The 19,590-nt window shown below is 65.6% G+C and carries 16 protein-coding genes and 2 pseudogenes; 6 read left to right on the forward strand and 12 right to left on the reverse strand.

Features of this window, described 5'->3' with window-relative positions; translation table 11 throughout:
* Nucleotides 1–134: LysR family transcriptional regulator (locus IPM80_17505; GenBank protein MBK8960155.1), on the reverse strand; the 134-nt coding region annotated here is incomplete at its 3' end.
* A 136-nt stretch (nt 135–270) separates the two neighbouring features.
* On the opposite strand from IPM80_17505, the gene IPM80_17510 reads away from it, so the two are divergent.
* Nucleotides 271–1,485 carry an acyl-CoA dehydrogenase family protein gene (locus tag IPM80_17510; protein ID MBK8960156.1) on the forward strand — a complete coding sequence of 405 codons (1,215 nt, stop codon included), beginning with the start codon at nt 271–273 and terminating at the stop codon, nt 1,483–1,485.
* A 40-nt stretch (nt 1,486–1,525) separates the two neighbouring features.
* Here the strand turns inward: IPM80_17510 and IPM80_17515 are convergent, their stop codons facing one another.
* From IPM80_17515 to IPM80_17525, 3 genes are read right to left on the reverse strand one after another with little or no spacing between them, the layout of a single operon-like run.
* Nucleotides 1,526–2,644 carry an ABC transporter permease gene (locus tag IPM80_17515; protein MBK8960157.1) on the reverse strand — a complete coding sequence of 373 codons (1,119 nt, stop codon included), beginning with the start codon at nt 2,642–2,644 and terminating at the stop codon, nt 1,526–1,528.
* A gap of 1 nt (nt 2,645) precedes the next feature.
* Nucleotides 2,646–5,375, reverse strand: coding sequence for a ribosome-associated ATPase/putative transporter RbbA (gene rbbA / locus IPM80_17520; GenBank protein MBK8960158.1), 2,730 nt, complete (start codon nt 5,373–5,375; stop codon nt 2,646–2,648).
* On the reverse strand, nt 5,372–6,451 hold the full coding sequence (locus tag IPM80_17525) for an HlyD family efflux transporter periplasmic adaptor subunit (GenBank protein MBK8960159.1): 1,080 nt from the start codon (nt 6,449–6,451) through the stop codon (nt 5,372–5,374). The genes rbbA and IPM80_17525 overlap by 4 nt, the downstream gene beginning before the upstream one ends.
* A gap of 769 nt (nt 6,452–7,220) precedes the next feature.
* Between IPM80_17525 and IPM80_17530 the strand changes: the two are divergent.
* The 3 genes and pseudogenes from IPM80_17530 to IPM80_17540 all read left to right on the forward strand — a co-directional run bounded on the left by IPM80_17530 (nt 7,221) and on the right by IPM80_17540 (nt 10,398).
* Nucleotides 7,221–8,300, forward strand: a pseudogene (locus IPM80_17530) (SIR2 family protein).
* Nucleotides 8,278–10,162, forward strand: a pseudogene (locus IPM80_17535) (ATP-binding protein). The pseudogenes IPM80_17530 and IPM80_17535 overlap by 23 nt, the downstream one beginning before the upstream one ends.
* A gap of 26 nt (nt 10,163–10,188) precedes the next feature.
* Nucleotides 10,189–10,398, forward strand: coding sequence for a KTSC domain-containing protein (locus IPM80_17540; protein MBK8960160.1), 210 nt, complete (start codon nt 10,189–10,191; stop codon nt 10,396–10,398).
* 120 nt (nt 10,399–10,518) lie between these two features.
* Here the strand turns inward: IPM80_17540 and IPM80_17545 are convergent, their stop codons facing one another.
* The 3 genes from IPM80_17545 to guaB all read right to left on the reverse strand — a co-directional run bounded on the left by IPM80_17545 (nt 10,519) and on the right by guaB (nt 14,270).
* Nucleotides 10,519–10,611, reverse strand: coding sequence for a hypothetical protein (locus IPM80_17545; protein MBK8960161.1), 93 nt, complete (start codon nt 10,609–10,611; stop codon nt 10,519–10,521).
* Nucleotides 10,608–12,743, reverse strand: coding sequence for a glutamine-hydrolyzing GMP synthase (guaA, locus tag IPM80_17550; GenBank protein MBK8960162.1), 2,136 nt, complete (start codon nt 12,741–12,743; stop codon nt 10,608–10,610). Before guaA ends, IPM80_17545 begins: the two co-directional genes overlap by 4 nt.
* A gap of 63 nt (nt 12,744–12,806) precedes the next feature.
* Nucleotides 12,807–14,270 carry an IMP dehydrogenase gene (gene guaB / locus IPM80_17555; GenBank protein MBK8960163.1) on the reverse strand — a complete coding sequence of 488 codons (1,464 nt, stop codon included), beginning with the start codon at nt 14,268–14,270 and terminating at the stop codon, nt 12,807–12,809.
* Between the two features lie 50 nt (nt 14,271–14,320).
* Between guaB and IPM80_17560 the strand changes: the two genes are divergently transcribed.
* Nucleotides 14,321–15,739, forward strand: coding sequence for an exodeoxyribonuclease VII large subunit (locus IPM80_17560; protein MBK8960164.1), 1,419 nt, complete (start codon nt 14,321–14,323; stop codon nt 15,737–15,739).
* Here IPM80_17560 and IPM80_17565 read toward each other — a convergent pair.
* From IPM80_17565 to IPM80_17580, 4 genes are all read right to left on the reverse strand, one after another.
* A complete protein-coding gene (locus IPM80_17565) occupies nt 15,730–16,497 on the reverse strand; it encodes a YdcF family protein (GenBank protein ID MBK8960165.1) in 768 nt (255 codons plus the stop codon). The two genes, IPM80_17560 and IPM80_17565, sit on opposite strands and share 10 nt — an antisense overlap.
* A 9-nt stretch (nt 16,498–16,506) precedes the next feature.
* A complete protein-coding gene (gene lipA / locus IPM80_17570; protein ID MBK8960166.1) occupies nt 16,507–17,469 on the reverse strand; it encodes a lipoyl synthase in 963 nt (320 codons plus the stop codon).
* Between the two features lie 164 nt (nt 17,470–17,633).
* Nucleotides 17,634–18,296, reverse strand: a complete 663-nt coding sequence (lipB, locus tag IPM80_17575) for a lipoyl(octanoyl) transferase LipB (GenBank protein MBK8960167.1) — start codon at nt 18,294–18,296, stop codon at nt 17,634–17,636.
* Nucleotides 18,293–18,559, reverse strand: a complete 267-nt coding sequence (locus IPM80_17580) for a DUF493 domain-containing protein (protein ID MBK8960168.1) — start codon at nt 18,557–18,559, stop codon at nt 18,293–18,295. The genes lipB and IPM80_17580 overlap by 4 nt, the downstream gene beginning before the upstream one ends.
* Before the next feature lie 241 nt (nt 18,560–18,800).
* Between IPM80_17580 and IPM80_17585 the strand changes: the two genes are divergently transcribed.
* Nucleotides 18,801–18,956: a hypothetical protein gene (locus IPM80_17585; GenBank protein ID MBK8960169.1), complete on the forward strand. Its 156-nt coding sequence runs from the start codon at nt 18,801–18,803 to the stop codon at nt 18,954–18,956.
* A 16-nt stretch (nt 18,957–18,972) separates the two neighbouring features.
* On the opposite strand, the gene IPM80_17590 is transcribed toward IPM80_17585, so the two are convergent.
* Nucleotides 18,973–19,494 carry a histidine phosphatase family protein gene (locus tag IPM80_17590; GenBank protein ID MBK8960170.1) on the reverse strand — a complete coding sequence of 174 codons (522 nt, stop codon included), beginning with the start codon at nt 19,492–19,494 and terminating at the stop codon, nt 18,973–18,975.
* Between the last annotated feature and the right edge of the window lie 96 nt (nt 19,495–19,590).

Genomic DNA, 19,590 nt, shown 5'->3' on the forward strand with positions numbered 1-19,590 from the left:
CGCAGGCGCGTCAGCGCGTTGCTGACCGCCGGCTGGGTCATGTGCAGCACCTCGCCGGCGCGGGTCAGGCTGCCCTCCTGGTAGATGGCCTCGAACACGCGGTAGAGATTGAGGTCGAGTTTTTGTGCACGCATGAATCATCACCAGTAATGATGGTTTTCCATCACAAGAATAGTCTGGAGTGATTGTAGAGCGGGCCCTAGCATGACGTCATGTCGCGTGGGCCATCACCCCGTCGGCGCCTTCCCCCTCATGCCAGGAGTATTCGCCATGAATTTCGAGTTGAACGCCAAGAGCCGTGAGCTGCGCGAGCAGGTCCGCGCCTTCATGAAGGAACACGTCTATCCCATCGAGGAGGAAGTGACTGACTTCAACCACGATCCCAAGAACCTGTGGGTGGTGCCGCCGCAGATCGAGCAACTGAAGAAGCTGGCCAAGGCCCAGGGCCTGTGGAACTTGTTCCTGCCCCACGAATACACCGACTACAGCCCCGGCCTCACCAACCTCGAATACGCGCCGCTGGCCGAAGAAATGGGCCGCGTGCACTGGGCCTCGGAAGTGTTCAATTGCTCGGCGCCCGACACCGGCAACATGGAAGTGCTGGCGCGCTACGGCAGCCCGGAGCACAAGAAGCAGTGGCTGGAGCCGCTCCTGAACGGCGAGATCCGTTCCTCCTACCTCATGACCGAACCGCAGGTGGCATCGTCCGACGCCACCAATGTCGAGACCGAGATCCGTCGCGACGGTGACGAGTACGTGATCAACGGCCGCAAGTGGTGGAGCTCCTGCGTCTACGACCCGCGCAACAAGATCTACATCGTGATGGGCAAGACCGACACCTCGGCCGCGCGCCACGTGCAGCAGTCCATGATCCTGGTGCCGGCCGGCACGCCGGGCTTCGAGATCGTGCGTCCGCTGCGGGTGCTGAACGACCTGCACTCACCCCACGGCCATGCCGAGGTGCGCCTGGTCAACGTGCGCGTGCCGACCTCCAACCTCATCCTCGGCGAAGGCCGTGGTTTCGAGATCGCGCAAGGCCGTCTCGGACCGGGCCGCATCCATCACTGCATGCGCCTCATCGGCGGCGCGCAGCGCGCGCTCGAGATCATGTGCCGCCGCGTCGAGAGCCGTATCGCCTTCGGCAAGAAGCTCTCGGACCAGTCGAGCATCCGCCAGGACATCGCCAAGTCTCGCGGCGAGATCGAACAGGCGCGCCTGCTGTGCCTGTGGGCTGCCGACAGGCTCGACCGCGAAGGCAACAAGGCCGCACGCGACGCGCTGGCGATGGTCAAGATCGAGATCCCGCGCATGTGTCAGCGTGTCGCCGATCGCGCCATGCAGTCCCACGGCGGCATGGGCGTGTGCCAGGACACGGTGCTGCCCGAGATCTTCGCCTACGCGCGCTACGTGCGTATTGCCGACGGTCCGGATGAAGTGCACATGTCGCAGCTCGGCAAGCTCACCATCCAGCAATTGGTGGACTGAGGCGCTTCGCACCAAGGTAGCGAAAGGACCCGCGCCGCACTCAGGCCATGCGCGCCAGGGTGCGGCGGAACCACGCCAGCGACGCACCGAACAGCGCGGCCCCGATCACGAGCAAGGCGAGGAACTGCGGCCACACGATCGCGAAACCGGCGCCGCGGTAGAGGATGGCCTGCGCGAGCGCCACGAAGTGGGTGGTGGGCGCGGCAAACATCAGCCAGCGCACGAGGTCCGGCATGCTTTCGCGTGGCGTCATGCCACCGGAGAGGATTTCGAGAGGCATCAGCACCAGCAGCATCAGCAGGCCGAACTGGGGCATGGAGCGGGCAATGGTCGCAAGGAAGATGCCCATCGACGTGGTGGCGAACAGCAGCAGCGCGGCGCCGGCGAGGAACAGGGCGATGGAGCCTTCGATCGGCACGCGCAGCAAGCCCTGCACCACCACCAGCAACGACAGGCTGGTGGCCAGCAGCACCACCATGCCCATGGCGATGACCTTGCTGCCCATGATCTGCGCCGGCGTCACCGGCATCACCAGCAGGTGCTCGATGGTCCCATGCTCGCGCTCGCGGATCAGCGCCGCGCCGGTGAGGATGATCGACAGCATCGTGACGTTGCTGATCAGTTCCATCACCGATCCGAACCAGCTGTCGTCGAGTTCCGGGTTGAAGCGGGCGCGCAGGGCTAGATCGACGGGCGCGGCATCCAGGCGACGCTCGTGCTCGAGATATTCCTGCAGCTCGCCGCTGACGATGCCCTCGATATAGGCGCTACCGATGTAGGCCTGGCTCATGCGCGTCGCATCGACATTCAGCTGCAGCGCCGGCGAGCGCCCGGCCAGCAGGTCGTGCTGGAAGCCGGCGGGAATGTGCAGCGCGAAGGTATCGAGGCCTGCGTCCAGGCGGGCATCCATCTCGGCGGTCGTGATGAAGCGCGGCGGCAGGAAGCGCGGCGGATAGAAGGCGTCCGCGACGCGCGCCGAGAGCGGCGACGCGTCCTCGTCGACGATCGCGAGGGCGGCGCCGTTCAGCGGTTCGGGCATGGCCGTCGCGGCGATGTAAATCGCGGCGCTGAAGGCGTACACGATCAGCCCCAGCAGCACGGGGTCGCGCAGCAGGCTGCGCAGTTCCTTGACCGTCAGGTTGAGGAGGTTGCCGCGCATGTCAGCGCTCCTGCTTGCGCAGCGCCAGCACGGCCAGCCACACGATCACGGGCGCCGCCACGACCAACGGCAACAGGGCGCCCTGCAGGTCATGGAATCCCAGCCCTTTCGCGAAAGTGCCGCGGGCGACGGTGATGAAATAGGTGGTCGGCCAGAGGCGGCCGATCACGGCCGCGAAGCCCTCCAGCGCCGACACCGGATTGAGCAGTCCGGAAAACTGCACCGCCGGCAGGATGGTCAGCACCGCGGTGCCGAACAGCGCGGCCACCTGGCTGCGCACGAAGCCCGAGATCAACAGGCCGAGCGCGGTGGCCGAGATGACATAGAGCCCCGCCGCCACCGCCAGCGTCGCGAAGCTGCCCGTCAGCGGCACGCCGAACACGGTCACCGCCAGCAGCGTGAGCAACAGGAAATTCGCCATCGCCACGCCGATGTACGGCAACTGCTTGCCGAGCAGGAACTCGAGGCGCGTCACCGGCGTGACGTACAGGTTGACGATCGAGCCCAGCTCCTTCTCGCGCACCACCGCGAGCGCGGAGAGGATGGCGGGGATCAGCAGCAGCAGCAGCGGGATCATGGCCGGCACGATGGCGTTCAGGCTGCGCACGGTCGGGTTGTAGCGGAAGCGGGTCTCGATGCGGAACTGCGTGGCGAGCGCGGCGTCACCGCGCGCCGCGCGGGCGCGCGACAACAGCCAGTGCTGGTGCATGCCCTGCACATAGCCCAACACGGTCTGCGCCCGCTGCGGCATCGCGCCGTCGATCCAGGCGCCGATTTGCACCGGCTCGCCACGCGCGACGTCGCGCGCGAAACCTTCGGGAATTTCGAGTGCGAGACTCAGGCGTCCTTCGCGCATGCGGCGGTCGATATCCGCCTCGTCGGCCGCCGGCGCCTGCTCGGTGAAATAGCGCGAGCCGGCAAGGGTGTCGGCGTAGTCGCGACTGAGCGAAGTGTTGTCGCGGTCGAGCACCGTGAAACCGAGATTCTCCACGTCCATGCTGATGCCATAGCCGAGTACGAACATCAGGATCGCGCTGCCGAGGCCCGCCAGCGTCAGGCGGATGCGGTCGCGACGCAGTTCGCGCGCCTCGCGCCCGGCATAGGCCATCAGGCGGCGGACGTCGAAGTGGCGTCGCCAGTTGCCTGCGCGTCCGGCCGCGCTGGACGCAGCGGACACCGCCGGCAAGGTCCGTGCCGCCGACTCGCCGACGGCTTCTTGCAGGCAGGCGACGAAGGCGTCCTCCAGCGTGGCGACGCCGTGTTGCGCGACCAGCGCCGCCGGCGTGCCGCTGGCGAGCACCTTGCCCGCGTGCATGAACGAGATGCGGTCACAGCGCTCGGCCTCGTTCATGAAATGGGTGGAGATGAAGATGGTCACGTGCTCCTCGCGCGCGAGCGCAATGAGCTCGCGCCAGAACGCGTCGCGGGCCACCGGGTCCACGCCCGAGGTCGGCTCGTCGAGGATCACCAGCTCCGGCTCGTGAATCAATGCGACCGCCAGCGACAGACGCTGACGCTGCCCGAGCGCCAGCGTGCCCGGCAGCTCGCCGAGCAGCGCGCGCAGCTCGAAGCGGTCGGCCAGGGTCTCGACCCGCGCGTGTACGCGCGACTCCTCCAACCCGAACAGGCGCCCGTGCAGCTCGAGGTTCTGGCGCACCGTCAGTTCCACGTAGAGCGAGAAGCCCTGGGTCATGTACCCGACGCGGCGGCGCGTCGCGAGGTCGCCGGTTTCGACCGGCTGGCCGAACAGCCAGGCGCGCCCCTCGCTCGCCGGCAGCAAGCCGGTCAGGAGTTTCATGGTGGTGGTCTTGCCGCAGCCGTTGGAGCCCAGGAAGCCGAAGATCTCGCCGCGGCGGATGCGGAAGCTCACCTTGTCCACCGCCCTGAAATCGCCGAAGCGCATCGTCAGATCCTGCGCCTCGATGGCTATCGGGTCCGCGTCGCTCGCCGGCCGCGGCACCACGACGACCGGCGCGTGGCCGGCGCGGCGCGCCTCCGGCAACAGGTCGATGAATGCCGCCTCGAGGCTGTCGCGTCCGCTGCGCGCGAGCAGTTCCGCCGGTGTTCCGGTCGCGAGCACGCGCCCCGCATCCATCGCGCACAGCCAGTCGAAGCGCGCCGCCTCCTCCATGTAAGCGGTGGCGACCAGCACGCTCATGCCGGCGCGGCTGGCGCGAATGCCATTGACGAGCTCCCAGAACCGACGCCGGGACAGCGGGTCCACGCCCGTCGTCGGCTCGTCGAGCACCAGCAGGTCCGGGTCGTGGATCAAGGCGCAGCACAGGCCGAGCTTCTGCTTCATGCCGCCGGAGAGCTTGCCCGCGGGGCGGTCGGCGAATCCGGCGAGATCGGTCGCCTCCAGCAACGCGGCGATGCGGCGGCGACGTTCGTCGGGCGGCAGCCCGAACAGCCCACCGAAAAAATCGACGTTCTCGAACACCGAGAGTGTCGGGTAGAGATTTCGGCCGAGGCCCTGCGGCAGGTAGGCGATGCGCGGGTAGAGGGCGCGACGGTGTCGTCGGTCGCGCATGTCGCCGCCCAGCACCTCGAGGCGCCCGCCCTGCTGTGCGCGCGCGCCCGCCACCAGCGACAGCAGGCTCGACTTGCCGACGCCATCGGGCCCGATGAGCCCGACGACCACGCCGGCCGGCAGTTCCAGGCGCGGGATGTCGAGCGCCGTGACGTCCTTGTAGCGGAGTGTGACGCCGGCCAGCCGCGCCACGGCGGTCATTGCGGCAATTTCACCTTGAGGTGTTCGGGCCACGGCTTCGACGCATCGTTGCGCACGTAGGCCACGCCCGGCAGCCCGGTCTTCACCTGGCGGATGTGACGCCGCAGCAGTTCCTGCGGGATCTGCGCGCGCACGCGGAACATCAGCTTCTCGCGCTCGGCGGCGGTCTCGACCGATTTCGGCGTGAACTGCGCGACGTCGGCAACGTAGGAGATCTGCGCCGGCACGACGAACTCCGGCGCGGCGTCGAGCACGATACGCGCCTCGGTGCCGAGCGCGATGCGGCCCGCCGCGCTGGTAGGCAGGTAGAAGGTCATGTAGACGTCGGTGAGGTCGACGAGATTCAGCACGCGGCCGCCGGCGCCGAGCACCTCGCCCGGTCGCACCAGGACCACCTGCACCCGCCCTTCGCGCGGCGCCTTCAGCACGCTGTCGTCCAACTCGGTCTGCACCCGCGCGACCGTGGCCCGCGCCGCTTGGATGGCGGAACCGGCGGAAGTGACCTGGCTGCGCGCGGTGACGATCGCCGCCTCGGCGGCCGCGAGCTGCGCGCGCGCCGTCGCGAGCGCGCCGCTGCGCGTGTCGACCGCGGCGCGTGCGTCATCGGCGCCCTGCTGTGAAATGGCGCCGCGCTTGACGAGGGCGGTGATGCGCTCGGCGCGCGTGCGCTCGGCGCCGAGTTCCGACTGTCGCTGCTTCACCACCGCCTGCGCCGCCGTGCGCTCGCTCTCGCGCTGTTCCACCTGGCTGCGAGCGGTCGCGAGATTCGCCTCGGCCTGCTGCGCCTGGGCCTGCGCCTGCAGCAGCTCGGCCTGCAGTGCCTGGGTATCCATGCGCGCGAGCACCTGGCCGGCCGTGACGAACTCCCCTTCGCGCACCAACAGTTCCTGCAGGCGCCCCGCACCCTTCGTCGCGACGTCGATCTCCACGGCCTCGATGCGGCCGTTGCCGCTGGCGAGGCCGGCGTTGGGATCGGTCGCGCCGAAGCGCTGCCACAGCACGTAGGCCACCGCGGCGCACAGGATAAGGGCGGCCATGGCCCGCATGAGGCGAGGCATCAGTGTCGTGGACGGCATGCCAGGATTGGAGCAGGGCCGGAGGAAAGTCGAAAAGGCGTCACTTTCCGGAACTTGGAAGCAAGCGTGGGGTATTCGACTTCGTGGGCCCCACCAGCGTGCTGATCAGTATCCCGCTCAGCAGGCTCGAGGACCAACGTCGGGGCCACGTCGGTCCTCCACGCACCGACACAAGTCCCGCTATGACTGACACGACCACTATACGCACGTCGGCCTTCGGAACGACATCATTGAAGCCGAACGGACTGTAATTGCGTCGGCCCTGAAAATCTGATGTGTCGAGGAACCGTGGGATAGAAGCTCGTGACTGTTATCGTGGAATCTTATAGGGCCACAGTCTGCGCAATGCCGAAGGATTAGCAGTACTAGTCGCGCGCGCCGCCTGCAAGTTACATTTGGCAACCTCGGTAATCCAGTTAGCACAGCCGGCGAGTAACCTCAAGGAAGATACAGGATCAACTTAGCTACCCCACCTCCGCCTAGCAAAGGCGACAAGGGAGAGAATTTGCTGTGACTTCGCTTACAACAAGCAGCGGCTTAACGGGGCGGCGGACGCAAGTCCAGCCCTGCCAAGTGTGAGTGCAGTCTACCTGCGCTGCCCGCGATCCACGATGCCGCCCAGCAAGGCGCGGAATCTTCGTCAAGTTCTGCAAGACGACAAGCAGCGTATCGGGTGCTTTCTCGGCGCCGGTTGTCCCTGGGTGTCTACAACGAGGAAGGGACGTCGAGTGTCGTTCTCATCCCAGCAGTTGTCGAACTCACGAGGCGTATCGCCGCCGGCCTCAAGGCGATCGACGCCGCTCCTGGGAGCACTACAAAGTTTGGAGCTCATTGGCAAGCCTTGTGTGACGAATGTCTAGGCCAGGCGACGGCAAAGATCCCACCGTTGAGGATGTACTGACTGAGCTGCGCACACTGGCAAATCGGAGAGGCACTGCAACGGTACTTGGCATGTCCAAGAACGACCTCACCGTTCTTGACGAACAGATCTGTGCCCTCATCGCAAACGAACTGCGCACGACCTTGCCGGCTTACCGAAACGCCTACAACCGGTTCGCCTCATGGATAGGAGGTCTATGCATCGCGACGCACCAGCTGAGGTATTCACTCCAAACTACGACTTACTCTTCGAGCAAGCGCTTGAGCAGCATCCGCTCCCGCACTTTGACGGGTTCGTCGGGTCGCGGGAGCCTTGGTTCGACTGGCCTCGATCGAGCGTGACGCCATTCCGCCGCGCTGGACTCGACTATGGAAGCTTCACGGCTCCATCAATTGGGAGCGGATCGAGGAAACCGCTAATGGCAACAAGATCACCAGGGTCGTGCGTGTCACGCGCGAGGCAGCAGCTGGCAAAGTGATGATCTTTCCGTCGCATCTCAAATACGACCAAAGCCGCCGTATGCCCTACCTCGCAATGCTCGACCGGCTGCGCGCGTTCTTCCACGGAAAGGATGCGCCACGACTCATCGTCTGCGGGTACTCTTTCCTCGACGACCATTTGAACGAAGTCCTCCTGGATGGACTGCGCGGAAATCGAAATGCGCAGTGCTTCGCGTTGATGTACTCGCGCCTCGACGCCCATTCGCGCGCAGTCGACTACGCCGAAAGGCAAAGCAACCTGACTGTGCTTGCATGGGATGGCGCGGTCGTTGGAACGCGGCGGGGCCTGTACAGACCTGGAACCACTGCCGGCGACGAGCATTTCCCGTGGCTGCACGAACAGGCGGCTCCGGGCGGAGACCCGAAGGTGTTGGTTCCCTATAGTCGGTTAGGCGACTTCCACTACTTCGGCCTCTTCCTTGAACAACTTTGCGGTGGGGGCGATCATGGTGCGAAACCAGTCGTCTAGTCCCGACCCGTCAAGGCTTGGCACCGTCGAAGATGTGAACGGGTCAAGCATTAGCGTCAAGCTGTCCGACAACACGCCAGGCGGCCTCATGTTCGTGAGCGGCGAGGCGTATCGGGTTGGCCAGGTAGGTGGATTCGTCCGCATCCCCTCCGGCTACGTTGATCTTTACGGTGTGATATCGCAGGTCGGCGCTGGAGCAGTTCCGGGCCCGCAGGAATTTGCCCCGCAATTTGGCAACCGCTGGCTACGCGTCGAGCTTGTGGGGCAGGGTCGCCGCGGCACCAAATTTGAGCGCGGCATCGCTCAATATCCATCGATCGGCGACTTCGTTCATGTCGTCACTGAGTCTGATTTGAAAACTGTCTATGCGCCCGGCGATGAAGACGGATACGTTGCGATTGGCCGCGTCGCCAGCGCCGAGTCCATCCGCGCCTACATCGATCTCAATCGGTTGGTGAGCCGACATTCTGCGGTGGTCGGCAGTACAGGTTCGGGCAAGTCAAATGCGGTAGCGAACATTCTTGGAGCCGTCTCTGATCGTGTGCGTTTTCAGTCCGCACGCGTGGTCTTGTTTGACCTTCATGGCGAATACGCAAAGGCCTTCGGCTCCGAAGCAAGGGTCTTCCGCGTCGGCGCGGATCAGGCTGCCGGCGAGCGTGAACTTCATGTCCCGTTCTGGGCTCTTACCTCTGAAGAGTTCATATCAATATCGATGGGTTCCGTCTCTGGAACACCCTTGGCCCTATTGCAAGATCGCCTGCTCGCGGGCAAACGTGGAGCCAAGGCCGGAGGCAATGCCCACGGATTGCCAGATCTTTCAGTGACGGTCGATACGCCGCTACCTTTCTCCGTCTACCAGCTTTGGTTCGACTTGTATTCAATTCACTGCGCAACGCACAGCGTAAGCAAGAACCAGAACCAGGTAGAGGGCACTCGAACATCCTTGGACACGGGTGACCCTGACAAACTAGAGCGCCCGCGTTTTCGGCCCTTAAAGGACGTGAAGGACGATCCGGATAAGGTATTCGCTGGCTTGTATAGTGATCTGCCCCGCGCGCACTTGGACGTCCTGGAGGGGAAACTCCGGGATCCGCGAATGCAGTTCCTCTTCAAGCCTGGAGAATGGGCTGTCGACAAGCACGGTATTACGCAATCCGATCTGGACACGCTGTTGAACGCGTGGATTGGCGCGGATGCCCCCATCTCCGTGTTTGACCTGTCAGGCATCCCCACGGCTATCGTCGACGACATGGTCGGCGCTATCCTGCGAATTCTCTACGACGCAATATTCTGGGGTCGACTTAAGAAGGAAGGGGGAAGGGAGCGACCTTTGTTGATCGTGCTCGAAGAGGCACACACATACCTCAGTTCCCAAGCAAAGAGCCGCGCTGCCTTGGCTGCCCGCCGCATCGCCAAGGAGGGACGCAAGTACGGCGTCGGAATGATGCTGGTGAGTCAACGCCCTTCGGAAGTTGATTCAACGATCCTTTCACAATGCGGCACTATTATCTCCTTGCGCCTAACCAATGACTCTGACCGCTCGCAAGTCACGTCGTGCGCTTCAGACAACCTTAAGGGCCTGTTTTCGATGCTGCCGATCCTCCGGACGGGGAGGCGCTGATCGTCGGGAGGCGGTCAACATGCCCATACGCGCCATCATCGATAGGCCGGAAGAAGGAAGGCGCCCCGACAGTGACGATCCGGCAGTGGTTGTCGCAAAGGACTCCTACGGAAATCGCGTCAAGAGTGGTGGGTGGACCGAACCGACAGTTGGCGAGGATTACAAGCCGCTGATAGAAGCTTGGCGGAGACAAGATCCGAATGCGCCTCAGGCACCGCCCGCCACTGCGGCGAAGGCGTGAGTACATATTTTCCAGGATATCCACCTATGGAACGCACACCGGTAACTTCGACCAACATTCTTAGTGTTGGCTACGACCCAGACCAAGAGATTTTGGAGATAGAGTTCATCAGCGGCACTGTCTACCAGTATTCCGGCGTACCAAATGCAGTATACGAAGGGATACTTACAGCCGACTCAAAGGGAAAGTACTTTCACTCCAACGTAAAGAACGCATACGCATTTGTAAAACTTTGATATGGGGCTCTGGCGAGTCAGGTTGCGGCGTCGGCGAGCGCCAACCGCCTGAGCCATGCGTCACAAAATCGGGTTGTCGTGAGGCGCTCGGGAGCTCTACGGGACGACCGTGTATCACTCTCAGTCAATCGTCGACGGCGGCTTCCCCGAATTGTCATATATGACCCGTGATACGCCGCTCTCCTCGTTCGTGAAGGCGCGGCGTCCTGTCACTCCGCGCCTGCTGCCGCCGCTCGCCTGGCCGCCTCGAACACCGCGCTGCGCTTACCGAGCTTATCGGCATCGCAGTAACGGCACAGCAGACCCGCGCCGCGACCGGTGGCCAACACCTTGGCGTCGCGCTTGCAGCGCTCGCAGGTATTGAAGCCGCGCCCGCCGACATCCAGCCACGGCGCGAACCAGCGACACTCGGTGTTGGGCAGCCTGGCGGCGAGCCACGCGTATTCTTCGAGCGGCAGATTGCCGCCGACATCCAGGGACTCGAGTGCCGTGAGCGCCGCGAGCGGGCGCAGACTCTTGACGTACTTGGTGTCGAGCGCGAGTGAACGCAGCCAATGCATGCGCGCGAAGGGTTCGAGCGCACCGACGTGCTGGCGCGTCCACATGCTGCCCGTCACCCACAGCGTCTCCAGCGACGTGAGTTGTTCGAGCGGCGTGAAGTCGTCGATGAGCTTGAAATTCTCGATGCTCAAAAAGCGCAGCCCGCCGAGCGTCGCGAACGGTTCGATAGAGGTGACACGCGTCGAGCTGCCTATCCACAGGTGACGGAGTTCACCCCACTCAATCGTCGCCGGCGGCTTGCCCGAGATGTCATACACGACCCGCGACACGCCACTCACTTCGTTGATGATGCGCCGTGAGCACAGGTCGAGAAAGTCATAGGGCAGGTGCGCCCAATGCGCGGTCATGAAGTCGATGGTCTCGACCGCGCGCAGCGCGATCACGTGCTCGTAGCGGCGCGCGTCGCCCTGCACGCCGACGGACTTGACCGGCAGGAACACCGCGAAGGCCTGGCTGACCTTGTTGTAGAGGTCGTGGCGATACAGCTCTTCGATGAAGATGGCGTCGGCGCGGCGCAGGGTTTCGGCGTATTCGCGCCGCACGTCGCCCAGGATGCGCACACCGAGACCGGGGCCGGGGAAGGGATGGCGATAGACCATCTCGCGTGGCAGGCCCAAGGCCATGCCGACCTGGCGCACTTCATCCTTGAACAGTTCGCGCAGAGGCTCGATGAGCTTCAGCTTCATCGTTTCCGGCAGGCCGCCGACGTTGTGGTGTGACTTGATCACATGGGCCTTGCCCGAGGCGGCGCCGGCCGACTCGATGACGTCGGGGTAGATGGTGCCCTGGGCGAGGAAGGCCACGCCTTCGATGGTGTTGGCCTCGGCGTCGAACACATCGATGAAGGTGCGGCCGATGATCTTGCGCTTGGCTTCCGGGTCTTCGACACCGGCCAGTGCGCCGAGGAACTGTTCCGACGCATCGACGCAACGCACGTCCACACCCATGTTGGCGGCGAAGGTCGCCATCACCTGCTCGGCTTCGTTCAACCGCAGCAAGCCGTTGTCGACGAACACGCAGGTGAGCTTGTCACCGATGGCGCGATGGAGCAGCGCCGCCACCACCGATGAATCGACACCGCCCGACAGGCCCAGCAGCACGCGCTGCTCGCCGACCAGCGCACGCGCACGCGCAATGCTGTCCTCGATGATGTTGGCCGGGTTCCACAAGGACGCGCAGCCGCAGATCTCGTGCACGAAGCGCGCGAGGATGGCCTGGCCCTGGTGGGTATGGGTGACCTCGGGGTGGAACTGCACGGCGTAGAAGCGCCTTGCCTCGTCGGCCATCGCGGCGATGGGCGCATTGTCACTGGAGCCGATGAGCTTGAAGCCGGGCGGCAGCTCGGTGACGTGGTCGCCGTGGCTCATCCACACGTCGAGCAGGCCATGGCCCTGGTCGTTGGTGTGATCCTGGATGTCGCGGAACAGCTCTGAATGGCCGCGCGCGCGCACCTGGGCGTAACCGAATTCCCGCTCCGGTGCGCGCTCGACCTTGCCGCCGAGCTGCACGGCCATGGTCTGCATGCCGTAGCAGATGCCGAGCACCGGCACACCGAGTTCGAACACGCCGGCCGGCGCGCGGAAGGTCTCGTTCTCGTAGACCGATTCCGGGCCGCCCGACAGGATCACGCCGCGCGGATTGAATGCGCGCACCGCCTCCATCGTCATGTCGAAGGGACGAATCTCGCAGTAGACCTGCGCTTCGCGGATGCGACGTGCGATGAGCTGGGTGTATTGCGCGCCGAAGTCGAGAATGAGGATGCGATCGGCGTGCAAATCGGCCACGGTGCCCGGCGTGCTGGACATGCTTTTCTTACTCATGGAGCGCCGCGCCACGCGCGACGGGGATCAATCGAGACGGTAATTGGGCGCTTCCTTGGTGATCTGCACGTCGTGGGCATGGCTTTCGCGCATGCCGGCGGCGGTCACCCGGAGGAACTTGGGCTTGCTGCGCAGCTCCGCCATGTTGCGGCAGCCGGTGTAGCCCATGGCGGCGCGCAGGCCGCCCAGCATCTGGTGCACGATGGCGGACAGCGGGCCCTTGTAGGGAACGCGGCCTTCGATGCCTTCCGGCACCAGCTTTTCGATTTCGCCGGCTTCCTGGAAGTAGCGGTCCGAGGAACCGTGGGTCTGGGCCATCGCGCCCAGCGAGCCCATGCCGCGGTAGGACTTGTAGGAGCGGCCCTGGAAGAGTTCGACGTCGCCGGGCGCTTCCTCGGCGCCGGCGAACAGGGAGCCGACCATGACGCTGTGGGCGCCGGTCGCGAGCACCTTGGCGATGTCGCCCGAATAGCGCACGCCGCCGTCGGAAATGAGCGGGATGCCGCGCTTGGCGAGGCGCTCGGCAACGCTCGAAACCGCCGTGATCTGCGGCACGCCGATGCCGGTGACGATGCGCGTGGTGCAGATGGAGCCCGGGCCGATGCCGACCTTGACCGCGTCGGCACCGGCGTCGACCAGTGCGTCGGCGGCGTCGCCGGTGGCGATGTTGCCGCCGATGATCTGAGCCTGGGGATAGTGCTGCTTGATCCAGCGCACCATGTCGAGCACGCCTTTCGAATGGCCGTGGGCGGTATCGACCACCAGCACGTCGGCGCCCGCCTCGACCAGCGCCGCGACACGCTCATGGGTGCCGGCGCCGGTGCCGACCGCCGCGCCGACGCGCAGGCGTTCCTGGGAATCCTTGCAGGCGTTGGGGTATTGCTCGGCCTTCTGGATGTCTTTCACGGTAATCATGCCGCGCAGCTCGAAGCGGTCGTTGACCACCAGCAGCTTTTCGATGCGGTGCTTGTGCAGCAGCGAAATGACCTCGTCCTTGGCGGCGTTCTCGCCCACCGTCACCAGCCGCTCGCGCGGCGTCATGATGGCGGTGACGGGGATGTTGAAGCGCTTCTCGAAACGCAGGTCGCGGCTGGTGACGATGCCCACCACCTGGTCCTTGTCGACCACCGGCACGCCGGAGATGCCCGAGGCGCGGGTCAGGGCCAGCACTTCGCCGATGGTGACCTCGGGGCTGACGGTGATCGGGTCGCGGATGACGCCGCTCTCGAATTTCTTCACGCGCCGCACCTGGGCGGCCTGCTCCTCAAGCGTCATGTTCTTGTGGATGATGCCCATGCCGCCTTCCTGGGCGAGGGCAATGGCCAGGCGCGACTCGGTGACGGTGTCCATGGCCGCCGACAGCAGCGGGATCTGGAGCTCGATGTCGCGGGTCAGCTGGGTCTTGAGTTCGACTTCGCGCGGAAGGATGTCCGAGTAGTCAGGAATGAGCAGGACATCGTCGAAAGTGAGGCCGTCGCCAACAACGCGCATGGGTGGGGTTCATCCCGTAAAATGCAGGCGGGGATTATAGGGGCTCAGGTATTAACGGTAAACGACGCAGCGGCGGCGCACGGGGGGTCCCGGCAGGGGAAGCCAACGGCGACGGCCGCAATGTATTCAGCGTTTCGCGCCTCAACGAGACCGCGCGAGCGCTGCTCGAGACCGGGCTCGGCAACGTGTGGGTCGAGGGCGAGGTGTCGAACCTCGCACGCCCGGCCTCGGGCCACGTCTACTTCTCGCTCAAGGACGCCGGCGCACAGGTGCGCTGCGCGATGTTCCGCACCCGCAACCGCGCGGTCGGCTTCGAAGCCCGCGACGGCATGAAGGTGGTGGCCTACGGCCGCGTCAGCCTCTATACGCCGCGCGGCGACTACCAGCTCATTGTCGAAGCCCTGGAAGCGGCCGGCGAAGGCCTGTTGCGCCTGCGCTTCGAGCAATTGAAGCGCAAGCTCAACGAGGAAGGCCTGTTCGATGCCGAGCGCAAGCGACCCCTGCCGCGCTGGCCGCGCGCGGTCGGCGTGGTGACCTCGGCCAGCGGCGCGGCGGTGCGCGACATCATCACCGTGCTGCGGCGGCGCTGCCCGGCGCTGCCCGTCATCATCTACCCGACGTCCGTGCAGGGCGAGGGCGCGGCCGCCGAGATCGCGGCCGCCATCGCCACTGCCAACCGCCGTGCCGAGTGCGACGTGCTGCTGGTCGGGCGCGGCGGCGGTTCGCTGGAAGACTTGTGGTCGTTCAACGAGGAAATCGTCGCGCGCGCCATCCATGCCTCGGCCATCCCGGTGGTAAGCGCGGTTGGTCATGAAGTCGATTTCACCATCGCCGACCTGGTCGCGGACCTGCGCGCCGCCACGCCCTCGGCGGCCGCCGAGCTGGTGTCGCCCGACATGCTGGAAATCGAGGCGCGCGTGCAGCGTGCGCGCCAGCGCCTGGTGCTGACCGTCTCGCAAAGCCTGAAACGACAAACCCGCGAACTCGAGCAGCTGCGACGGCGACTGGTGTCTCCGCGCCGCCGCCTGGAACTGCATTTCCAGCGCCTGGATGAACTGCTGGCGCGCTTGCCGACCGCGCTCACCACCCAGTTGTCGCTGAAGCGCAGCCAGCTGCGCGCGCTCGAAGCGCGGGTCGCCAGCCATTCGCCGCGCGCCAGGCTCGCGGCCCACCAGGGTGAACTGGAACATGCGCGCCATCGCCTGACGGCGGCCATGCGCCGCCAGCTCGAACTGCGCGAGGCGCGCCTTGCGCGCTGCGAACAGCTGCTGCGCGCGCTCGGACCGGGCGCGACGCTGGACCGGGGTTACGCCATCGTCACCGACAGCGAAGGCCGCGTGCTGCGCGATGCGCGTGATGTCGAAGCCGGCGCCACCGTCACCGCGCGCCTCGCGCGCGGCCGCTTCGACGCCGAGGTCACGCGCCGCGAACTCGGCGTCGACGGCGAGGACGGCGCCGCTCAGTCGTAGGCATAGCGGTACCACAGCGCACCGGCCGCTTCGTAGATCACGTACCAGCTGTCGGCGAGGCCTTGCAGGGTCGGCGCGAAATCGGCTGGCACGTAGTCGAGCTCGTGATCGCTGACGAAACCGACCGGCGCCGGGATGACGGTGAAGCCGGCGCGCTCGAACTGCGCCTGGGCGCGCTGCATGTGCATGGCGTGGGTGACGAGCACGATGGTCTGATAGGGCAGCGCCGCGCGGCTCATGCGCGCGTTCTCGGCGGTATTGCGACTGCCGCCCTCGATGGCCGCCACCGGCACGCCGAAATCCTCTTCCAGCGCGCGCTTCATGACCTCCGCCTCGGTGGCCGGAATGAAGCGTGAGCGGCCGCCGCTGACCGCCAAAGGCAGCTGCGTCAGGCGTTGCAGATGGGCGCCGTAACGCAGGCGCTCGAGGGTCAGGGGCCGCAGGTTGGCGCGGTTGGCGTACTCAGGAGCGTGACCATAGATACCACCGCCCAGCACCAGGATGGCCTCGGCATGGCGCGCGGCGAGCGTGGCGGGGTCGAGCGGCGGCGCGGTTTCGAAGGGCCGTGCGGTAACGGCGGCGAACAAGGGCATGCTCAACACCCAGGTCACGAGCGGCGCGAGCAACAGCAGCGTGAGGCCCAGGCGCCGCCAGCGGCGGTAGAAGGCGAGCCCCGCCAGGCCCACCAGCACCAGCAAACCGGGCGGCAGCACCAGGCACTTGATGAATGGATAAAGCGCCTCGCCGAGGCCCATCACGCGTGGCCGCTAGCCGTCGGAAGTGCGGGCGCTGGCCTGCAGGTCGGCGTGGTAGGACGAGCGCACCAGGGGTGCGCTGGCGACATTGGTGAAGCCGAGGCTGTCACCATAGGCTTTCAGTTCGTTGAACTCCTCGGGCGTGACGAAGCGCTCCACCGGCAGGTGCGAGCGGCTCGGCTGCAGGTATTGCCCGAGCGTCAGCATGTCGACGTCGTGGGCGCGCATGTCGCGCATCACCTGCCTGACTTCGTCGAGGGTCTCGCCTAGACCCAGCATCAGGCCCGACTTGGTCGGCACCGCGGGCACCGCCGCCTTGTAGCGCTGCATGAGTTGCAGCGACCAGGCGTAGTCGGAGCCCGGCCGCACTTTCAGATAGAGGCGCGGCACGGATTCGAGGTTGTGATTGAAGACGTCGGGCGGCGTGGCCTTGAGGATGTCCAAGGCGACGTCCATGCGGCCACGGAAATCCGGCACCAGCACTTCGATGCGGGTGGCCGGCGTGCGGGCGCGCACGGCGCTGATGCAGGCGGCGAAATGCGCGGCGCCGCCGTCGCGCAGGTCGTCGCGGTCGACCGAGGTGATGACGACGTACTTGAGACCCATGCGTTCCACGGCATTGGCGACGTGCTCGGGCTCGTCGGCGTCCAGCGGCTTGGGCCGGCCATGGGCAACGTCGCAGAACGGACAGCGGCGCGTGCACAGGTCGCCCATGATCATGAAAGTCGCCGTGCCGTGCGCGAAACATTCACCGAGGTTCGGGCAGGACGCGGCCTCGCACACCGTGTGCAGGCCTTCGGCGCGCAGCAGGGCTTTCAGTTCGACCACGCGCGGGTCGGTCGGCGCGCGCGCGCGCAGCCACGGCGGCTTGCGCGGCAGGGCGCCGGTGGTCGGCTCGACCTTGACCGGGATGCGCGCCACCTTGTCGGCGCCGCGTTGGGCGCGGCTGGGTTTGTCGGGGCTTTGGCTGTTCATGCTATTTGTCCAAGGGCGGCGAACCGCCCCCTGTAGGTGCGAATTCATTCGCACATGAGAACCGCACCACGGAAGCAAATGTGGGCACGTGTGAGTGCGAATGAATTCGCACCTACAGGGCTAGTGTCCACCCATTTGCAGTGACTCGCCACCGCGTCGGTGATTCAAACCTTGGCGCCTGGCCAATGCGCTTCGTCGTGCAGCACTTCTGGCGACGCGCCGCCATACAGGCAACGCGCGAGATGCGGAATGAAGCGTTCGAGTACCGCCCCACAGTCGAGACCGACGCCGAGATCCGCGAGGCGCGTGACCCTGAGCCCGGCATAGCCACAGGGGTTGATGCGCAGGAACGGCTCGAGGTCCAAGTCGACATTGAGCGCGAGGCCGTGATAGCTCATGCCGTTGCGCAGGCGCAGCCCCAGCGCCGCGAGCTTGGCGTCGGCCACGTACACGCCCGGCGCGCCGGCACGGCGCTCGGCGACGATGCCGAATTCGGCCACGACATCGATGACCGCCTGCTCCAGGCGCCGCACCAGTTCGCGCGGCCCGATGCCGAGCCGCTGCGTATCGAGCAGCACGTACACCACCACCTGCCCGGGCCCGTGGTAGGTCACCTGCCCGCCGCGGTCGCTGTGCACCACCGCGATGTCGCCCGCCATGAGGATGTGTTCCGGCTTGCCGCCGCGCCCCAGCGTGAACACCGGCGCATGCTGCACGCACCACAGCTCGTCGTCGCTCGCGGCGTCGCGCGCGCCGCTGAAGTCACGCATGGCTTGCCAGCAGGCGTGGTAATCGACCTCGCCGAATTCGCGCACCCTGAGCTTCATAACACCATGAGGATGCGTTCGTGGGTGGACAATTCCGTGTAGATGGCGTCGAGGTGGGTCTGGCTGCGGGCCTCGATGGTGATGGTCAGCGCGCGGTACTTGCCTTCGCGGCTGGGCCGCGCGCGCACCGCGCTGTCGTCGAGATCGGTGACATGCCGCCGGACTATCTCGAGCACCAGGGCATCGAAGTCGTGCGCCGCCAGTCCCATGATCTTGATCGGAAACTGGCAGGGAAATTCCAGCAGACTGTCATTGGTGGGCATGGCGCTAGCGTTCTCTCATGCAAGGCCGACGCGGCGGACGTGACGGCGGTTCAAGTGCGGCGGCCGGCGGCCGCTACGACCACGGACGGTGGTGTGGGTGACAATTGTTAACTTTCCTTAAGTCCGAACGGCGGGCGAAGTTCGAACATCGGCGACCTGCCTGCTCGGTGTACCATGACGCACAACAATTGTGCCTCATCAGCGATGGATGGCGCTGTGATTCTTTGGGGGGAATCACGGAATGGAAAATATACTGATCGCGCTCTACTACGTGGCGGCCATCGTCGTCATCGTGCTGCATTACATCGGCTGGCTGGCCGACCGCGGCCTGGAGTGGGTGGTGTACGTGATCGCGGTGCTGCTGTTCCCCATGCTGTATTTCGCCTACCTGCCCTGAGCCCGGCGCATGCGGCTCATGTCGCCAGCATGCGCGGCCGCTGATGCGCGATGAGCCGCGCGCAGCCGGCCTTGACCTCGTCCCACCCGCCTTTCACTTCCAGCACGTAGACCGCCGCGGTCGGAAAGCACTTGCCGTGATTGCCGAGCGCGCGGTCATCATCGACCAGGAACGCCAGGAACTCCTCCAGCCCGGGATTGTGCCCGAGCATCATCACCGATGACGGACCGCGCATGCGCCGCAATGCCTGGCGCAGGGTCGCGACGGAGGCATGGTAGAGCTCGTCCAGCCACTCGGTGCGTGCCTCAAGGTCGAGACCGGTGCTGTCGGCCATGAGTTCCAGGGTCTGGCGCGTTCGGCGCGACGGCGAACTCAGGATGGCGTCCGGCAGGTAGCCCGACGCCAGCAGCCACTGGCCCATCTGGCGCGCGTCGCGTATGCCTCGCTCCGCCAGCGGCCGCGCGAAGTCATCGCCTTCACCGCTCAACCAGTCGGACTTGGCGTGGCGCATCAGCACCAGGCGGGAAGTGTTGGCCATGTTGTCCCTCTTCGACGAACGTCCTTGAATGTGGGGCCGGCTGCCGGGCAGCGGCGGGGTCACTATCAAACCCGTCGGCGGCGCGCCATGCAAGGG

The sequence above is a fragment of the Pseudomonadota bacterium genome (assembly GCA_016719885.1).
GTDB lineage: Bacteria > Pseudomonadota > Gammaproteobacteria.

Excerpts from the sequence above, each read along its gene's own strand:
- IPM80_17510 (MBK8960156.1), top strand. The coding sequence starts at position 271 with ATGAATTTCGAGTTGAACGCCAAGAGCCGTGAGCTGCGCGAGCAGGTC.
- IPM80_17515 (MBK8960157.1), bottom strand. The coding sequence starts at position 2,644 with ATGCGCGGCAACCTCCTCAACCTGACGGTCAAGGAACTGCGCAGCCTG.
- rbbA (MBK8960158.1), bottom strand. The coding sequence starts at position 5,375 with ATGACCGCCGTGGCGCGGCTGGCCGGCGTCACACTCCGCTACAAGGAC.
- IPM80_17525 (MBK8960159.1), bottom strand. The coding sequence starts at position 6,451 with ATGCCGTCCACGACACTGATGCCTCGCCTCATGCGGGCCATGGCCGCC.
- IPM80_17540 (MBK8960160.1), top strand. The coding sequence starts at position 10,189 with ATGGAACGCACACCGGTAACTTCGACCAACATTCTTAGTGTTGGCTAC.
- guaB (MBK8960163.1), bottom strand. The coding sequence starts at position 14,270 with ATGCGCGTTGTTGGCGACGGCCTCACTTTCGACGATGTCCTGCTCATT.
- lipA (MBK8960166.1), bottom strand. The coding sequence starts at position 17,469 with ATGAACAGCCAAAGCCCCGACAAACCCAGCCGCGCCCAACGCGGCGCC.
- lipB (MBK8960167.1), bottom strand. The coding sequence starts at position 18,296 with ATGAAGCTCAGGGTGCGCGAATTCGGCGAGGTCGATTACCACGCCTGC.
- IPM80_17580 (MBK8960168.1), bottom strand. The coding sequence starts at position 18,559 with ATGCCCACCAATGACAGTCTGCTGGAATTTCCCTGCCAGTTTCCGATC.
- IPM80_17585 (MBK8960169.1), top strand. The coding sequence starts at position 18,801 with ATGGAAAATATACTGATCGCGCTCTACTACGTGGCGGCCATCGTCGTC.
- IPM80_17590 (MBK8960170.1), bottom strand. The coding sequence starts at position 19,494 with ATGGCCAACACTTCCCGCCTGGTGCTGATGCGCCACGCCAAGTCCGAC.